The sequence below is a fragment of the Streptomyces iakyrus genome, from assembly GCF_000717055.1.
GTDB lineage: Bacteria > Actinomycetota > Actinomycetes > Streptomycetales > Streptomycetaceae > Streptomyces > Streptomyces iakyrus.
In genome coordinates this window covers 18,256-34,372 of record NZ_JNXI01000015.1, presented here as the reverse complement: position 1 = coordinate 34,372, position 16,117 = coordinate 18,256, and the positions used below count along the sequence as shown (strand labels likewise).

The 16,117-nt window shown below is 72.3% G+C and carries 11 protein-coding genes; 6 read left to right on the top strand and 5 right to left on the bottom strand.

Annotation, left to right across the window (positions count from 1 at the left end; translation table 11 throughout):
• Positions 1-95: 95 nt before the first annotated feature.
• From OO68_RS23210 to OO68_RS23200, 3 genes are all read right to left on the bottom strand, one after another.
• Positions 96-1,559, bottom strand: coding sequence for a glutamate synthase subunit beta (locus OO68_RS23210; protein ID WP_033310563.1), 1,464 nt, complete (start codon positions 1,557-1,559; stop codon positions 96-98).
• Positions 1,552-6,150, bottom strand: coding sequence for a glutamate synthase large subunit (gene gltB / locus OO68_RS23205; RefSeq protein WP_209442614.1), 4,599 nt, complete (start codon positions 6,148-6,150; stop codon positions 1,552-1,554). Before gltB ends, OO68_RS23210 begins: the two co-directional genes overlap by 8 nt.
• Before the next feature lie 380 nt (positions 6,151-6,530).
• Positions 6,531-7,262, bottom strand: coding sequence for a VIT1/CCC1 transporter family protein (locus OO68_RS23200; RefSeq protein WP_033310556.1), 732 nt, complete (start codon positions 7,260-7,262; stop codon positions 6,531-6,533).
• 215 nt (positions 7,263-7,477) lie between these two features.
• Here OO68_RS23200 and OO68_RS23195 point away from each other — a divergent pair, with 215 nt between their 5' ends.
• From OO68_RS23195 to OO68_RS23170, 6 genes are read left to right on the top strand one after another with little or no spacing between them, the layout of a single operon-like run.
• Positions 7,478-8,485 (top strand): ADP-ribosylglycohydrolase family protein, encoded by a 1,008-nt coding sequence (locus OO68_RS23195; protein ID WP_033310554.1) that lies wholly within the window; start codon positions 7,478-7,480, stop codon positions 8,483-8,485.
• Entirely contained in the window at positions 8,482-9,690 is a 1,209-nt protein-coding gene (locus OO68_RS23190; RefSeq protein WP_245237124.1) for an ADP-ribosylglycohydrolase family protein, read from the top strand. Before OO68_RS23195 ends, OO68_RS23190 begins: the two co-directional genes overlap by 4 nt.
• 7 nt (positions 9,691-9,697) lie before the next feature.
• A complete protein-coding gene (locus tag OO68_RS23185; protein WP_033310550.1) occupies positions 9,698-10,867 on the top strand; it encodes an ADP-ribosylglycohydrolase family protein in 1,170 nt (389 codons plus the stop codon).
• The gene (locus OO68_RS23180) at positions 10,855-12,219 is read left to right on the top strand and encodes an ADP-ribosylglycohydrolase family protein (RefSeq protein ID WP_033310549.1); all 1,365 of its coding nucleotides are present in this window, start codon (positions 10,855-10,857) and stop codon (positions 12,217-12,219) included. The genes OO68_RS23185 and OO68_RS23180 overlap by 13 nt, the downstream gene beginning before the upstream one ends.
• The gene (locus OO68_RS23175; RefSeq protein ID WP_033310548.1) at positions 12,216-13,415 is read left to right on the top strand and encodes a CaiB/BaiF CoA transferase family protein; all 1,200 of its coding nucleotides are present in this window, start codon (positions 12,216-12,218) and stop codon (positions 13,413-13,415) included. The genes OO68_RS23180 and OO68_RS23175 overlap by 4 nt, the downstream gene beginning before the upstream one ends.
• The gene (locus OO68_RS23170) at positions 13,412-14,227 is read left to right on the top strand and encodes an HpcH/HpaI aldolase/citrate lyase family protein (protein WP_033310547.1); all 816 of its coding nucleotides are present in this window, start codon (positions 13,412-13,414) and stop codon (positions 14,225-14,227) included. The genes OO68_RS23175 and OO68_RS23170 overlap by 4 nt, the downstream gene beginning before the upstream one ends.
• A 61-nt stretch (positions 14,228-14,288) precedes the next feature.
• On the opposite strand, the gene lgt is transcribed toward OO68_RS23170, so the two are convergent.
• Positions 14,289-15,230, bottom strand: coding sequence for a prolipoprotein diacylglyceryl transferase (lgt, locus tag OO68_RS23165; protein ID WP_051814777.1), 942 nt, complete (start codon positions 15,228-15,230; stop codon positions 14,289-14,291).
• Between the two features lie 83 nt (positions 15,231-15,313).
• The gene (locus OO68_RS23160) at positions 15,314-16,090 is read right to left on the bottom strand and encodes a DsbA family protein (protein WP_033310545.1); all 777 of its coding nucleotides are present in this window, start codon (positions 16,088-16,090) and stop codon (positions 15,314-15,316) included.
• Positions 16,091-16,117 lie beyond the last annotated feature (27 nt).

Here is a 16,117-nt window from a genome sequence, read left to right as displayed (position 1 = left end):
GCGACGGCGCCTGCCCGGTCGTCCGGTCGGGGACAGTTGGGCAGGCGCCGTCTGTGTTCCGCACCCCGTTGTGCGGGACGTCTGGTGAGGTCCTGTCAGACCATCAGCGCGCGGTCCGTCGGACGGATCGGCGCCGGCAGCTCGCTCGCGCCGGTGAGGGCACGGTCCACCCCGCGGGCCGCCGAGCGGCCCTCCGCGATGGCCCACACGATGAGCGACTGGCCGCGGCCGGCGTCACCGGCGACGAACACGCCCGGCACGTTGGTCCGGAAGTCGGCGTCGCGGGCGATGTTGCCGCGCTCGTCGAGCTCCAGACCGAACTGCTCGACCAGGCCGTTCTCCCGGTCGGTGCCGGTGAAGCCCATGGCGAGCGTGACCAGCTGGGCGGGGATCTTGCGCTCCGTGCCCGGCTTCTGGGTCAGCTTGCCGTCGATGAACTCCACCTCGGTGAGGTGCAGCCACTGGACGTTGCCGTCCTCGTCGCCCTCGAAGTGGGTCGTCGAGACCGAGTAGACCCGCTCGCCGCCCTCCTCGTGCGCCGAGGTGACCTTGTACAGCATGGGGAAGGTCGGCCAGGGCTGATTGGTGGGGTGCCGCTCCTCGCCCGGGCGGGGCATGATCTCCAGCTGCGTGACGGAGGCCGCGCCCTGGCGGTGGGCGGTGCCGACGCAGTCCGCGCCGGTGTCGCCGCCGCCGATGACCACGACGTGCTTGCCCTCGGCCGAGATCGGAGTGGTGACGTAGTCGCCCTCCTGGACCTTGTTGGCCAGCGGCAGGTACTCCATGGCCTGGTAGATGCCCTTGAGCTCGCGGCCGGGCACCGGCAGGTCACGGGCCGTGGTGGCGCCGACGGCCAGGACGACCGCGTCGTAGCGCTTCTTCAGGTCCGCGGCCTTGAGGTCGCGGCCGATCTCGATGCCCGTGCGGAAGCGGGTGCCCTCCGCGCGCATCTGCTCGATGCGGCGGTTGATGTGCCGCTTCTCCATCTTGAACTCGGGGATGCCGTAGCGGAGGAGGCCTCCGATGCGGTCCGCGCGCTCGTAGACGGCGACCGTGTGGCCGGCCCGGGTCAGCTGCTGGGCGGCGGCGAGACCCGCCGGGCCGGAGCCGACGACCGCGACGGTCTTGCCGGACAGGCGCTCCGGGATCTGCGGGGCGACGTCCCCGGTCTCCCACGCCTTGTCGATGATCGAGACCTCGACGTTCTTGATGGTGACCGGCGGCTGGTTGATGCCGAGCACACACGCCGACTCACAGGGAGCGGGGCACAGGCGGCCCGTGAACTCCGGGAAGTTGTTCGTCGCGTGCAGACGCTCCGACGCCGCCGCCCAGTCCTCGCGGTAGGCGTAGTCGTTCCACTCGGGGATCAGGTTCCCGAGCGGGCAGCCGTTGTGGCAGAACGGGATACCGCAGTCCATGCAGCGGCTGGCCTGCTTGCTGATGATCGGCAGCAGCGAGCCGGGGACGTAGACCTCGTTCCAGTCCTTGACGCGCTCCTCGACGGGGCGGGACCTGGCGAGTTCGCGCCCGTGGTTCAGGAAGCCCTTCGGGTCAGCCATTGATCGCCGCCTCCATCATCTTCTCGTGGGTCTCGGTCTCGGAGAGACCGGCTCGCTCGGCGGCTTCCTTGGCGGCGAGCACTGCCTTGTACGTGCTGGGGATGATCCTGCTGAAGCGCTCGACGGCGGTGTCCCACTCGGCCAGGAGCTTCTCGGCGACGGTCGAGCCCGTCTCCTCCTGGTGGCGGCGGACCACGTCGTGCAGCCACTGCTTGTCGGTGTCGTCGAGCGGCTCGACGGCGTCCAGGTTGCCGGCGTTGACGTTGTCGCGGTCCAGGTCGATCACGTAGGCGATACCGCCGGACATGCCGGCCGCGAAGTTGCGGCCCGTCTCGCCGAGCACCACGGCGTGACCGCCGGTCATGTACTCGCAGCCGTGGTCGCCCACGCCCTCGGAGACGACCGTCGCGCCGGAGTTGCGGACGCAGAACCGCTCACCGGTCTTGCCGCGCAGGAACATCTCGCCGCCGGTGGCGCCGTAACCGATGGTGTTGCCGGCGATGACGCTGTACTCGGCGAGGTGGTCGGCCGCGCGGTCCGGGCGGACGACGATCCGGCCGCCCGAGAGGCCCTTGCCGACGTAGTCGTTGGCGTCGCCCTCCAGGCGCAGCGTGACACCGCGCGGGACGAACGCGCCGAAGGACTGGCCGGCGGAGCCGGTGAAGGTGATGTCGATGGTGTCGTCGGGCAGGCCCGCGCCACCGAACTTCTTCGTCACCTCGCGGCCGAGCATGGTGCCGACCGTGCGGTTGATGTTGCGGATCTGCACCTGGGCGCGCACCGGCTGGGCGTCGGTGGCTCCGGACGCGGCGAGCGCGTCGGCGGCCAGCTTGATCAGCTCGTTGTCGAGCGCCTTTTCCAGGCCGTGGTCCTGCGCGATGACCTGGTGGCGCACCGCGCCCTCGGGCAGCTCGGGCACGTGGAACAGCGGCTCCAGGTTCAGGCCCTGCGCCTTCCAGTGGTCGACGGCCCGCGTGACGTCGAGGGCCTCGGCATGACCGACGGCCTCCTCGATGGAGCGGAAGCCCAGCTCGGCGAGGATCTCGCGGACCTCTTGGGCGATGTACTGGAAGAAGTTCACGACGTACTCGGCCTTGCCGGTGTAGCGCTCGCGCAGCACCGGGTTCTGCGTGGCGATGCCGACCGGGCAGGTGTCGAGGTGGCAGACGCGCATCATGACGCAGCCGGAGACGACGAGCGGCGCGGTCGCGAAACCGAACTCCTCGGCGCCGAGCAGCGCGGCGATGACCACGTCGCGGCCGGTCTTGAGCTGGCCGTCGGTCTGCACGACGATGCGGTCGCGCAGGCCGTTGAGCAGCAGCGTCTGCTGGGTCTCGGCGAGGCCTAGCTCCCACGGGCCGCCGGCGTGCTTCAGCGAGGTCAGCGGGGAGGCACCGGTGCCGCCGTCGTGGCCGGAGATCAGCACGACGTCCGCGTGCGCCTTGGACACACCCGCGGCGACCGTGCCGACGCCGACCTCGGAGACCAGCTTCACGTGAATCCGCGCCTGCGGGTTCGCGTTCTTCAGGTCGTGGATCAGCTGGGCGAGGTCCTCGATGGAGTAGATGTCGTGGTGCGGCGGCGGGGAGATCAGGCCCACGCCGGGCGTCGAGTGCCGCGTCTTGGCGACCCACGGGTAGACCTTGTGGCCGGGCAGCTGGCCGCCCTCGCCGGGCTTGGCACCCTGGGCCATCTTGATCTGGATGTCGTCGGAGTTGACCAGGTACTCGGAGGTCACGCCGAAGCGGCCGGAGGCGACCTGCTTGATGGACGACCGGCGGGCCGGGTCGTACAGGCGCTCCGGGTCCTCGCCGCCCTCACCGGTGTTGGACTTGCCGCCCAGCTGGTTCATGGCGATGGCGAGGGTCTCGTGCGCCTCCTGGGAGATGGAGCCGTACGACATGGCGCCGGTGGAGAAGCGCTTGACGATCTCGGAGACCGGCTCGACCTCGTCGATGGAGATCGGCTGCCGGTCCGACTTGAAGCCGAACAGGCCGCGCAGCGTCATGAGCCGCTCGGACTGCTCGTTCACGCGCTCGGTGTACTGCTTGAAGATGTCGTACTTGCCGGAGCGCGTGGAGTGCTGGAGGCGGAAGACCGTCTCCGGGTCGAACAGGTGCGGCTCGCCCTCGCGGCGCCACTGGTACTCGCCGCCTATCTCCAGCGCGCGGTGCGCCGGGGCGATGCCGGAGGCCGGGTAGGCCTTGGCGTGCCGGGCGGCGACCTCCTTGGCGATGACGTCGATGCCGACGCCGCCGATCTTGGTGGCCGTGCCGTTGAAGTACTTGTCGACGAAGGCCTCGTCGAGACCGACGGCCTCGAAGACCTGGGCGCCGCGGTAGGAGGCGACGGTCGAGATGCCCATCTTGGACATGACCTTCAGCACGCCCTTGCCGAGGGCGTAGATGAGGTTGCGAATGGCCTTCTCGGGCTCGATGCCGGGCAGGAAGGTGCCGGCGCGGACCAGGTCCTCGACGGACTCCATCGCCAGGTACGGGTTGACGGCGGCGGCGCCGTAGCCGATGAGCAGGGCGACGTGGTGGACCTCGCGGACGTCACCGGCCTCGACCAGCAGGCCCACCTGGGTGCGCTGCTTGGTGCGGATGAGGTGGTGGTGGACGGCCGCGGTGAGCAGCAGCGACGGGATCGGCGCGTGCTCGGCGTCCGAGTGGCGGTCCGACAGGACGATCAGGCGGGCGCCGTTGTCGATGGCGGCGTCGGCCTCGGCGCAGATCTCCTCGATGCGCGCGGCCAGGGCGTCACCGCCACCGTGCACCCGGTACAGGCCGGACAGCGTCGCGGCCTTGAACCCGGGCATGTCGCCGTCGGCGTTGATGTGGATGAGCTTGGCCAGCTCGTCGTTGTCGATCACCGGGAAGGGCAGCAGGACGCTGCGGCAGGAGGCCGCGCTCGGGTCGAGCAGGTTGCCCTGGGGGCCCAGCGACGAGCGCAGGGAGGTGACCAGTTCCTCGCGGATGGCGTCCAGCGGCGGGTTGGTGACCTGAGCGAACAGCTGGGTGAAGTAGTCGAAGAGCAGACGCGGACGGTCCGACAGGGCGGCGATCGGCGAGTCGGTGCCCATCGAGCCGATCGGCTCGGCACCGGCCTTGGCCATCGGCGCGAGGATGACGCGCAGCTCCTCCTCGGTGTAGCCGAAGGTCTGCTGGCGGCGGGTGACCGAGGCGTGGGTGTGGACGATGTGCTCGCGCTCGGGCAGGTCCTCCAGCTCGATCTCGCCGGCCTCCAGCCACTCCGCGTAGGGATTCTCGGCGGCGAGCCCGGCCTTGATCTCGTCGTCCTCGATGATGCGGTGCTCGGCGGTGTCGACGAGGAACATGCGGCCGGGCTGGAGGCGGCCCTTGCGGACGACCTTGGACGGGTCGATGTCCAGGACGCCGACCTCGGAGCCGAGGACGACGAGGCCGTCGTCGGTGACCCAGTAGCGGCCGGGGCGCAGGCCGTTGCGGTCGAGGACCGCGCCGACCTGGGTGCCGTCGGTGAAGGTGACGCAGGCCGGGCCGTCCCAGGGCTCCATCATCGTGGAGTGGAACTGGTAGAAGGCGCGCCGGGCCGGGTCCATGGAGTCGTGGTTCTCCCACGCCTCCGGGATCATCATCAGCACGGAGTGCGGCAGGGAACGGCCGCCCAAGTGCAGGAGTTCGAGGACCTCGTCGAAGGAGGCGGAGTCGGAGGCGTCCGGCGTGCAGACCGGGAAGATCCGGTCGATGGTCTTGTCGTCGCCGCCGAACAGGTCGGAGACGAGCTGCGACTCGCGGGCGACCATCCAGTTGCGGTTGCCCTTGACGGTGTTGATCTCACCGTTGTGCGCGACGAAGCGGTAGGGGTGGGCCAGCGGCCACGAGGGGAACGTGTTCGTCGAGAACCGGGAGTGCACGAGCGCGATCGCGGAGGCGAAGCGGCGGTCGGACAGGTCCGGGAAGAAGGGCTCCAGCTGGCCGGTGGTCAGCATGCCCTTGTAGACGATGGTCCGCGCGGACAGCGACGGGAAGTAGACGCCGGCCTCGCGCTCGGCGCGCTTGCGCAGCACGAAGGCCTTGCGGTCGAGGGCGATGCCCTCCGACGTGCCGTCGCTGACGAAGATCTGGCGGAAGACCGGCATGGTCGACCGGGCGGTGGCGCCCAGCAGCTGCGGAGCGACGGGCACCTCGCGCCAGCCGAGGACGGTGAGGCCCTCGTCGGCGGCGATCGTCTCGATCTGCGAGACGGCGTCGGCGGTGGCGTGCTCCGGCAGGAAGGCGATGCCGACGGCGTAGGAACCCGCGGCGGGCAGTTCGAATCCGGCCACCTCACGGAAGAAGGCGTCCGGTACCTGCGACAGGATGCCGGCGCCGTCGCCGGAGTCGGGCTCGGAGCCGGTGGCGCCGCGGTGTTCGAGGTTGCGCAGGACGGTCAGAGCCTGTTCAACCAGGGTGTGGGACGCCTCGCCGGTGAGGGTGGCGACGAAGCCGACGCCGCAGGCGTCGTGCTCGTTGCGGGGGTCGTACATACCCTGCGCAGCAGGGCGAGCATCCATGAACGACCAGTTCTGGCCATTCGCGGAATGCTGGGACGGCTGGCGCGGCGTACGCATCGGCTCTCCCGTCGTCGTCATGTGGCATGTGCAAGTGCCGAGGGACGACGTTGGCCCTCGCGTGATCGCAAAATTTCGTGCAGGTTACATGATGGAGCGGTTCTCGGGAACCGGGATAATCCGTTCCAGCATGCGGACACCGCGGGTGTGCGGCGGGGGTACCGCGCCGGCGGTGGAAGCTATGGAGGGGCCGCACGAAGCGATCGGTCAGATCGGTTTCCATCGGCCCGGGGAGCGGGACAGGCGCCTTCGCCCGACCCGCTGAGGTGCGCGGCGAGCGTCATTGCCCGCAGCGCTTACGGCTCATGCCCGGTGATTGCACACTCGAAACCAGTGAGTAACGGCTACCTATGCGGCCCCCTGCATAAGTCCGAGCCGCGCTATCCTACGGCCGTTCCGAACAAGGTGCCCAGGGCGTACGTCACACCGGCCGCCGCGCCTCCCAGGAACAGCTGCCGCAGTCCGCTGTACCACCAGGTGCGTGCCGTCACCCTGGCCACCACCGCTCCGCACAGGAAGAGCCCCAGCAGCGCCAGCATCACCGCGGGCCATATGCTGCTCGCCCCCAGCAGATAGGGCAGCACGGGTATCAGCGCGCCCAGCGCGAAGGAGCCGAAACTCGACACCGCGGCCACGGTCGGCGAGGGCAGATCGCCGGGGTCGATGCCCAGTTCCTCGCGGGCGTGGATCTCCAGCGCCTGCTCGGGATCCTTCGACAGCTGCCGGGCCACCTCGCGGGCCAGGCGCGGCTCGACGCCCCGCGACGCGTAGAGGGCGGCGAGCTCGGCCTCCTCGTCCTTGGGGTGCTTGCGCAGCTGGCGCCGCTCCACGTCCAGCTCGGCCTCGACGAGCTCGCGCTGCGAGGCGACGGAGGTGTACTCGCCGGCGGCCATGGAGAAGGCGCCGGCGGCCAGGCCCGCGAGCCCGCTGAGGACGACGGTGTGCTGGCCGGCCGCCCCGCCGGCGACACCGGTCATCAGGGCGAGATTGGAGACGAGGCCGTCCATCGCACCGAACACCGCGGGACGCAGCCAGCCGCCGTTCACGTCCCGGTGCGTGTGGTTGTCCCGGTGCGCCTCGTGCAGCGTCGCCTCGGTCTCGATGATGGCCATGGAAGATCCCCACTCCCCGCTCTTTGGACACGTTCCAGAGTTTTACAACGCCAAAACTACGCCCCGAATTTCATCGCCGCCAGCAAGGAAAGGCTGCGCTAACCTGCGGTTTTACCGTTCTGCGCTCACTTGATCATCGCTGCGCGCAGATGTCGACCGGGTGATGCTGGGGCTCCTGAGGCTCGGCGGCGCCACCGGAGTGGGACACATGCCGTATGGCATCGATCGCCTGCATCCCCTCCGTGCCGGCGCCCGGTGACGCCGCCGGACTTCGCGAACGGGCCCGCGGCGCGCTGCTGGGCCTGGCCGTCGGTGACGCCCTCGGGGCACCGGCCGAGAACATGAAGCCCTCAGAGATCCGCGCGCGGTGGGGCCGGATCACCGGGTACGTCGCCGAGAAGCCGGCGGGCACCGACGACACCGAGTACGCGATCTTCTCCGGCCTCCTGCTGGCCCGGCACGGCTCCGCCCTGACCCCGGCCCATGTGGAGGCGGCCTGGCACGAGTGGATCGCCGACCGCGACGAGGGCCCCTTCCGGGGCGCCGGCTTCAGCGAACGCGGCACCCTGGAGAACCTGCGCCGCGGCCTGGCCGCCCCGATCTCCGCCCAGCACCGGCACGCCTGGAGCGACGGTCTGGCCATGCGCGCGGCCCCCTTCGGGGTGTTCGCGGCGGGCCGCCCGGCGGAGGCGGCCCGGCTGGTCGCGATCGACGGCTCGGTGAGCCACGACGGCGAGGGCATCTACGGTGGCCAGGCGGTGGCGGCGGGTGTCGCTGCGGCGATGGCGGGCGCCCCGCCGACCGCGGTCGTGGCCGCGGCCCTCGCGGTCGTGCCCGACGACTCCTGGACGGCCCGCAGCCTGCGCCGCGCGGTGGTCGTGGCGCACCGCGGGGAACGCGCGGTGCGCTCCGCGGTCGTCATCGGCGGCTATCCCTGGACCGACCTGGCCCCCGAGGCGGTCGCCCTCGCCTTCGGCGCGTACGCGGCGGCCGACGGCGACTTCGAGCAGTCCGTCCTGACGGCGGTGAACATGGGCCGCGACGCGGACACGACGGCGGCGGTGGCGGGAGCCTTGGCGGGTGCGACCCGGGGAGTGTCGGCGATCCCGCAGGCCTGGACGGCCCCCATCGGCCCCGTCCACGGCAGATGCCTCCCGGCGATGGCGGGCTACCACGTCCTGGACGTGGCGGACCTGCTGACACCGGCGGAGGTCCTCCCATGACGACATACGAAGCGGAAGTCTCCGACGGTGAACGCGCCCCACGGGAGACCAGGACCCCTCGGGTGACAGTTACGGGCGGTGCGCGGGCGGGAGACAAAAAGACCGAAGGCCTCCTGCTCGGACTGGCCGCCGGCGACGCCGCCGGCTGGCCCGCCGCCCGCCACAGAGCCGCCCGCATGCCCGACTGGACCCGCCGCCTCACCCGCGAACTGGACACCTTCGCCGAACACAACGCCACGACCACCCTCCCCGTTCCCATCGCCCTGAACCAGCCCCCCGAGCCCCTCCGCCTCGGCCCCTCCGACGACGCCGAATGGGCGGCCTTCGCCGCGGAAGCCCTCCTGCGCGCGGGCGACGACACCGTCCGAGACGACCTCGGCCGCGAACGCCGCACCCGCGCCGCGATCGACCTCACCTGGAACGCCCTCGCCGCCGAGGTCGCCGCCGCCGCGGACCGCGCCCCCGAGATCGAGTCCGCCGTCCTCCCCCTGCGCGCCCGCATCTCCGTCCGCGCCGGCCTCGGCAACCTCGCCACCGGCCTGCGCCCGCCCGCCACCGGTCACGACAACCCGCACTACTTCGACGACGCCGCCTGCGTACGCGCCTGCGTCCTGGCCGTGGCCCACCCCGGAGACCCCGGCAGCGCCGCCGACCTCGCCGAGTTCGACGCCCGCTACACCCAGGACGACGACGGCGTGCACGGCGCCCGCGCGATGGCGGCGGCGCTCGCCCTCGCCCTGGCCGGCGCGCACATCGACGCCTGTGTCACCGCCGCGCTCGCCGAACTCCCCCAGGGCACGGAGATCGGCCGCAACGCCCGGCACGCCCTGCGGCTCGCCGCCGACGCGGACAGCGCCTTCGCCCTCGTCCCGCCCCTGGAGCACCAGATCGTCGACCACGTCTACAGCTACGGCATCGCCGCCGCCGAGACGGTCCCGGTCGCCCTCGCCCTGGCCACCGCGGCCCGCGGCCGCATCGCGGAGGCGGTCCCCGCTGCGGCCTGCCTGTCCCGTGTCGCCGACTCCGCCCCGGCCCTGGCGGGCGCCCTCACCGGCGCCGTGGGCGGCGGCGCGTCGATCCCCGCCGCCTGGCGGGAGACCTGCCGCACCCTCTCCGGCTGCGTCCTCCCCCGCCTCACCGGCACGGACCTCGTGGAACTCGCCGGACTCCTGGAAGCCGTGCAACCGGCCCGCCCGGGTGGATGATGCGGCCATGCAGCCCAAACCACACCAAAACATCCTGCTGGATGAGCGGATCAGCGGCGCCCTGGTCGGGGCCGCCGTCGGCGACGCCCTCGGCGGCCCCGTCGAGGGCTACTCGCCCGAGCAGATCCTTCAGCGCCACGGCGGCCGCGTCCACGGCATCGTCGGCCCCTGGCACGGCGACGACTGGCGCACGGCCCGCCCGCTCGCCCCGTACCACAAGGGCGACGGCCACGTCACCGACGACACCTTGATGACCCACGCCCTGGTCCGCGTCTACACCCGGGTCCGCGACCACCTCGACGCCTACGCGATCGCCGACCACCTCGTCCCCGACCTGATGACCGAGCCGCGCTGGATCCCGGAACTGGAGACCGAGGCCCTCCCCCTCCAGCGGGTCTTCCTGGCGGAGAAGTGGCTGGTGACGAGGGTCCACTACGGCCACGCCGACCCGCGCGAGGCCGGCACCGGCAACATCGTCAACTGCGGGGCGGCGATGTACATGGCCCCGGTCGGCCTGGTCAACGCGGCGGACCCGCGGGCGGCGTACGCCGAGGCCCTCGACATCGCGGGCGCGCACCAGTCGTCGTACGGCCGTGAGGCGGCGGGCGTCCTGGCGGCGGCGGTTGCGGCCGCGTGCACGCCGGGCGCGACCCCCGACTCGGTCGTCTCGGCGTGCCTCTCCCTCGCGAAGGACGGCACCCGGGCCGCGATCGAGCGGGTCTGCGAGGAGGCCTCCCGCCACACGGACTTCGAGTCGGCCCTGCGCCCGCTGCGCGAGGCGGTCGCTCCCTACGACACGGTGGGCCCCGACTACCGCGCCCCTTCGCTCGGCGCCCGCCGCCCCTCCCGCCTGCACGCGATCGAGGAACTGCCCGTCGCGCTGGGCATGGTGCTTGTGGCAGGGGGCGACTACCGGCACGCGGTTCTCGGCGCGGTGAACTACGGCCGCGACTGCGACTCCATCGCCACCATGGCCGGCGCCCTGGCGGGTGCCCTGGGCTCACCGGTCCCGGAGGACTGGGCCAAGACGGTCGCGGAGGCCAGCCGCCTGGACCTCTGGGAACCGGCGACCGCGCTCACCGCCGTGGCCCGCGAGATCTTCGCCCGGGACGTCGCCCGCCGACGCGCCCGCGAGCAGGCCTTCGTCTCCCTCGGAGGTCTGGAATGCTCCGACTGACCTGGGTCCAGCCGGAGGACCTGATCGGCCACGAACTGCGCCAGGCGGCCCAGGACGGCCGCGAACCGAAGGCCGTCGCAGCCCGCTGGCGCGCGGCGGGCGGCCCCGAGGCCCCGGCCACCGCGGGCGCGTCCCCCACCCCGGTGTCCCGCTACCTGCGCCGGCTGGCGGAAGACCTCCTGGACGAACTGGCCGACCTGCCGAGCACGCTGGCGGACGACGAACCGACGGACCTGGACCGGATCAGAGCCGCCTGCCCCGACTGGCCGGAGCCCCTGAACGCCCCGGCCGGCACCACCCCGCACCGCCTCGAAGCCGCCTGGCTCGGCCGCGCCACCGGCTGCCTTCTCGGCAAACCGGTCGAGAAGCTCCCCCTCGACGCCATCCGCAGACTCGCCCGGGCCACCGGCAACTGGCCCCTCACCACCTACTTCACCGCCCGGGGCGTCCCGGCGGAACTCCTCGCGGAGCACCCCTGGAACCGCCGCTCGGCAGCCACCTCCCTCGCCGAGAACATCGACGGCATGCCCGAGGACGACGACCTCAACTACCCCCTCCTCAACCTCGTCCTCCTCCAGCGTCACGGCAGGAACTTCACCACCACGGACGTGGCCCGCACCTGGCTCGACGAACTCCCCGCCGGCCGCACGTTCACCGCCGAGCGCGTCGCCTACCGCAACCTGCTCAAGGGCCTGGAACCCCCGCACACCGCCCGCCACCGCAACCCGTTCCGCGAGTGGATCGGCGCCCTGACCCGCGCCGACGTCCACGGCTGGACCAACCCGGGCCGGCCGGCCGCGGCAGCCGAGCAGGCCTACCGGGACGCGACCCTCACGCACACCGCCAACGGCGTCTACGCGGCGATGTTCACGGCGGCCGTCATCGCCACGGCGGCGACCGGCGACCACGACGTCCACGCCTGCCTGCGCACCGGCCTCACCGTCGTCCCCCCACGCTCCCGCCTGGCCCGCGCCGTCCGCCACGCCGTTCAACTCGCGAACGAAGAGCCGGACTTCGACACGGTCGTCGACGCACTCCACGCCACCTACGCCGGCACGCACCACTGGGTGCACGCCGTCCCCAACACCGCCCTCGTCGCCGCCGCCCTCACCCACGCGGACGGCGACTTCACCGGCTCGATCTGCCGTGCCGTGAGCGGCGGCTGGGACACCGACTCAGGCGGCGCGACGGCCGGCGGTGTCGCCGGGCTGCTGGCCGGACACCCCGCGGCACTCCCCGACCGCTGGACGGCGCCCCTGAAGAACCGGCTGTCGACGTCCGTCGGCGACTTCAACGGCATCGGCTTCGACACCCTCGCCCACCTCACGCACCGGGAGACCCTCCGCCCATGACCGCGCCCACGACAGCACCCCTCACCGGCCTGCGCGTCCTCGACCTCGCCACCCTCTTCGCCGGCCCGATGGCCGCCACCCTGCTCGGCGACTTCGGCGCCGAGGTCGTCAAGATCGAGCACCCGACGAAGCCGGACCCTTCCCGCGGCCACGGTCCCTCGAAGGACGGCGTGGGCCTGTGGTGGAAGATGCTGGGCCGCAACAAGCGCACCATGACCCTCGACCTGTCGAAGCCCGGCGGCCGGGCCACCCTCCTGCGGCTGGCCGAGACCGCCGACGTGGTCATCGAGAACTTCCGCCCCGGCACCCTGGAGAAGTGGGACCTGGGCTGGCCGGAGCTGTCGGCCGTCAACCCGCGCCTGGTCCTGGCGCGCGTCACCGGCTTCGGCCAGTTCGGCCCCTACGCCCACCGCCCCGGCTTCGGCACCCTCGCCGAGGCGATGAGCGGCTTCGCCGCGATCACCGGCGAACCGGGCGCGCCCCCGACCCTCCCGCCGTTCGGCCTGGCCGACTCCATCGCGGGCCTGACGACGGCGTATGCGGTGATGACGGCGCTCGCCGCCCGCGAGCGCACCGGCGAGGGCCAGGTCGTCGACATGGCCCTGATCGAGCCGATCCTGGCGGCCCTCGGCCCCCAGCCCCTCTGGTTCGACCAGCTCGGGCACGTCCAGCCCCGCACCGGCAACCGCTCCCCCAACAACGCCCCGCGCGGTGTCTACCGCACCGCGGACGGCACCTGGGTCGCCGTCTCCACCTCGGCGCAGTCGGTCGCGGAACGCGTGATGCGCCTGGTCGGCCGCCCGGAGCTGATCGACGAGCCCTGGTTCGCCTCGGGCGCCGACCGCGCCCGGCACGCCGACGTCCTGGACAAGGCGGTCGGCGGCTGGATCGCCGCGCGCACCCGCACGGATGTGCTGGCCGCCTTCGAGAAGGCCGAGGCGGCGGTGGCCCCGGTCCAGGACGTCCGGGACGTGATGGCGGACCCGCAGTACCAGGCCCTGGACACCATCACCACCGTCGACGACCCCGAACTCGGCCCGCTGCGCATGCAGAACGTCCTCTTCCGGCTCTCCGCCACGCCCGGCGCGATCCGCTGGGCCGGCCGCCCGCACGGCGCCGACACCGACGAGGTCCTGACCGAGCTGGGCCTCACCCCGGACGACGTCACGGCGCTGCGCGCGGAGGGCGCCCTGTGACGGCCCTCCCGCTCACCTGGCTCTACGCCCCCGGCGACCGCCCCCACGTGGTGGCGAAGGCCCTCACCTCCGGCGCCGACGTGGTCGTGATCGACCTGGAGGACGCGGTCGCCCCCGACCGCAAGGCCTACGCCCGCAGGGCCACCGCCGACCTGCTCGCCGGTCCGCCGGCCGTCCCGGTCCACGTGCGCGTCAACGCCCTGGACAGCCCCTGGGGAGAGCAGGACATCTCGGCCCTGGCCCCGGCCCCCGGGCTCTCCGGACTCCGTCTCGCCAAGATCACCTCACCCGCCGAGATCACCCACGTGGCACGCCGAGCCGCCCGGGCCGACCTGTACGCCCTGCTGGAGACGGCCCTCGCCGTGGAGCGGGCCTACGCCATCGCGTCCGCCCATCCGAACCTGCGCGGTATCGCCCTCGGGGAGGCCGATCTACAAGCCGATCTCGGCATGCGCGACGACACGGGCCTCGACTGGCCCCGCTCCCGGGTGGTCGTGGCGGCCCGGGCCGCCGGCCTGCCCCCGCCGCCCCAGTCCGTCCACCCGGACACCCGCGACCTGGACGGGCTGGCCGCCTCCTGCGCCCACGGCCGTGCCCTGGGCTTCCTCGGCCGCGCCGCGATCCACCCCCGCCAGCTCCCGGTGATCGAACGCGCCTTCCTGCCCACCGAGGCGGACATCGAGCGGGCGGAGACGGTCCTCAAGGCGGCCGCCGCGGAGCCGGGCGCCCAGGCGCTGCCGGACGGCCGCTTCGTCGACGCGGCGGTGGTGACGGCCGCCCAACGCACCCTGTCCCTGGCGCGCCGCCGCTGACATGCCGAGAGCGCCCGGGAGGATTCCCGGGCGCTCTCGGCATGTCACAGAGGGCGGGCGGTCAGGTCTTCTTCCCGGACCCGGCCTCGTTCTTCGCCGGGTCCTTCCCGGACTCGTCCGCGATCTCGTCGTCCTTGCCGGTGTCCCCGGACTTCTCATCGCCGTCGGCGTCCTCGGCGGAGGCCGCGGCGCCCGGTTCCACGACGTCCTCCCGACCGGGCCGCTTCTTCGACGACACCACCAGGTACGTCACCGCCAGCAGGAAGACCAGGATCGCGGTCCACACGTTCAGCCGGAGGCCCAGGACGTGGTGGGCGTCGTCGACCCGCATGTACTCGATCCATGCCCGGCCCGAGCAGTACGCGGCGACGTACAGCGCGAACGCCCGGCCGTGCCCGAGCCGGAAGCGGCGGTCCGCCCAGATGACCAGGAACGCCACGCCGATGCACCACAGCGACTCGTACAGGAACGTCGGGTGGTAGGTGCCCGGCACCCGCCCGTCCGCAGAGGAGGTGATCTCCAGGGCCCAGGGCAGATCGGTGGGCTTGCCGTACAGCTCCTGGTTGAACCAGTTGCCCCAGCGGCCGATCGCCTGGGCGAGGGCGATGCCCGGCGCGACGGCGTCGGCGTAGGCGGGCATCGGGATGCCCCGGCGCCGGCAGCCGATCCAGGCGCCCAGGGCGCCCAGCGCGATCGCGCCCCAGATGCCGAGGCCGCCCTCCCAGATCTTGAAGGCGTCCACCCAGTCGCGGCCCTCGCTGAAGTACAGCTCGTAGTCCGTGATCACGTGGTAGAGGCGACCGCCGACGAGGCCGAAGGGCACGGCCCAGACAGCGATGTCGGCCACCGTGCCGGCCCGCCCGCCCCGGGCGATCCAGCGCTTGTTGCCGAGCCAGACCGCGACGAAGACGCCGATGATGATGCAGAACGCGTAGCCGCGCAGCGGAATGGGGCCGAGGTACAGCACCCCGCGCGACGGGCTGGGAATGAAGGCAAGTTCCATGGCAAGGTCGACGCTACCGTGCCGCACCGGGCCGGGGGCGGGCGGCCCGGCTACGGGTCCATAACGGGGGCGTGAGAAGGCTCTTACCCCTGGTTCGCCTCCTGCACCATCTGCTTCAGCTTGGCCGGGGTCATCGTCCGGTCCTGGTAGATGTTCTCGCCGTCGAACAGCACGGTGGGCGTGCCCGAGAAGTCGCCCTTGTCGAAGGCCTGGTGGGACTTGGCGACCCAGCCGTTGTGCTTGCCGTCCTCGACGCACGCGCGGAAGGCCGGGGTGTCCAGGCCGTCGACCTTGCCGGCCAGCTCGATCAGCTTGGCGTTGTCCGCGTAGGCGTCGTCGACCTCCGGGGGCTGGTTGTCGAACAGCACGTCGTGGTACGCGGGGAACTTCCCGGCGTCCTGGGCGCAGGCGGCGGCGTTGGCGGCGTTGCGGGAGCCGGTGCCGCGCATGTTGCCGTCGATGAGGGTGACCAGGTGGTACTCGACCTTCAGCTGACCGGCGTTCGTCAGCTCGTGGATCACCGGCCGGTACGCCGTCTCGAAAGACTTGCACGCGGGGCAGCGGAAGTCCTCCCACACCGTGAGCGTGGACTTGGCGCTGTCCTTGCCGACCGGGATCGCGAGGCCGTCCTTGCCCTGCGCTCCCGAGGGGGCCACGACCGGGCCCGAGGCCTCGCTGTCGTCGTCCTTGCCGGCGTTGGCCGCGACGACGCCGATCACCGCCGCGAGTCCCAGGACGGCGACGACGGCGCCGCCCACGATCAGCGCGCGGCGGCGCCTGTCCGCTGACTTCTGCTTCTCGCGCTCGACCGCCAGCTTCTCCCGGGCGGTGCGCTTTCCCTCACGGTTCTTCTCGCTCACACCCCGGAAACGAACCGGGGAGGCGCA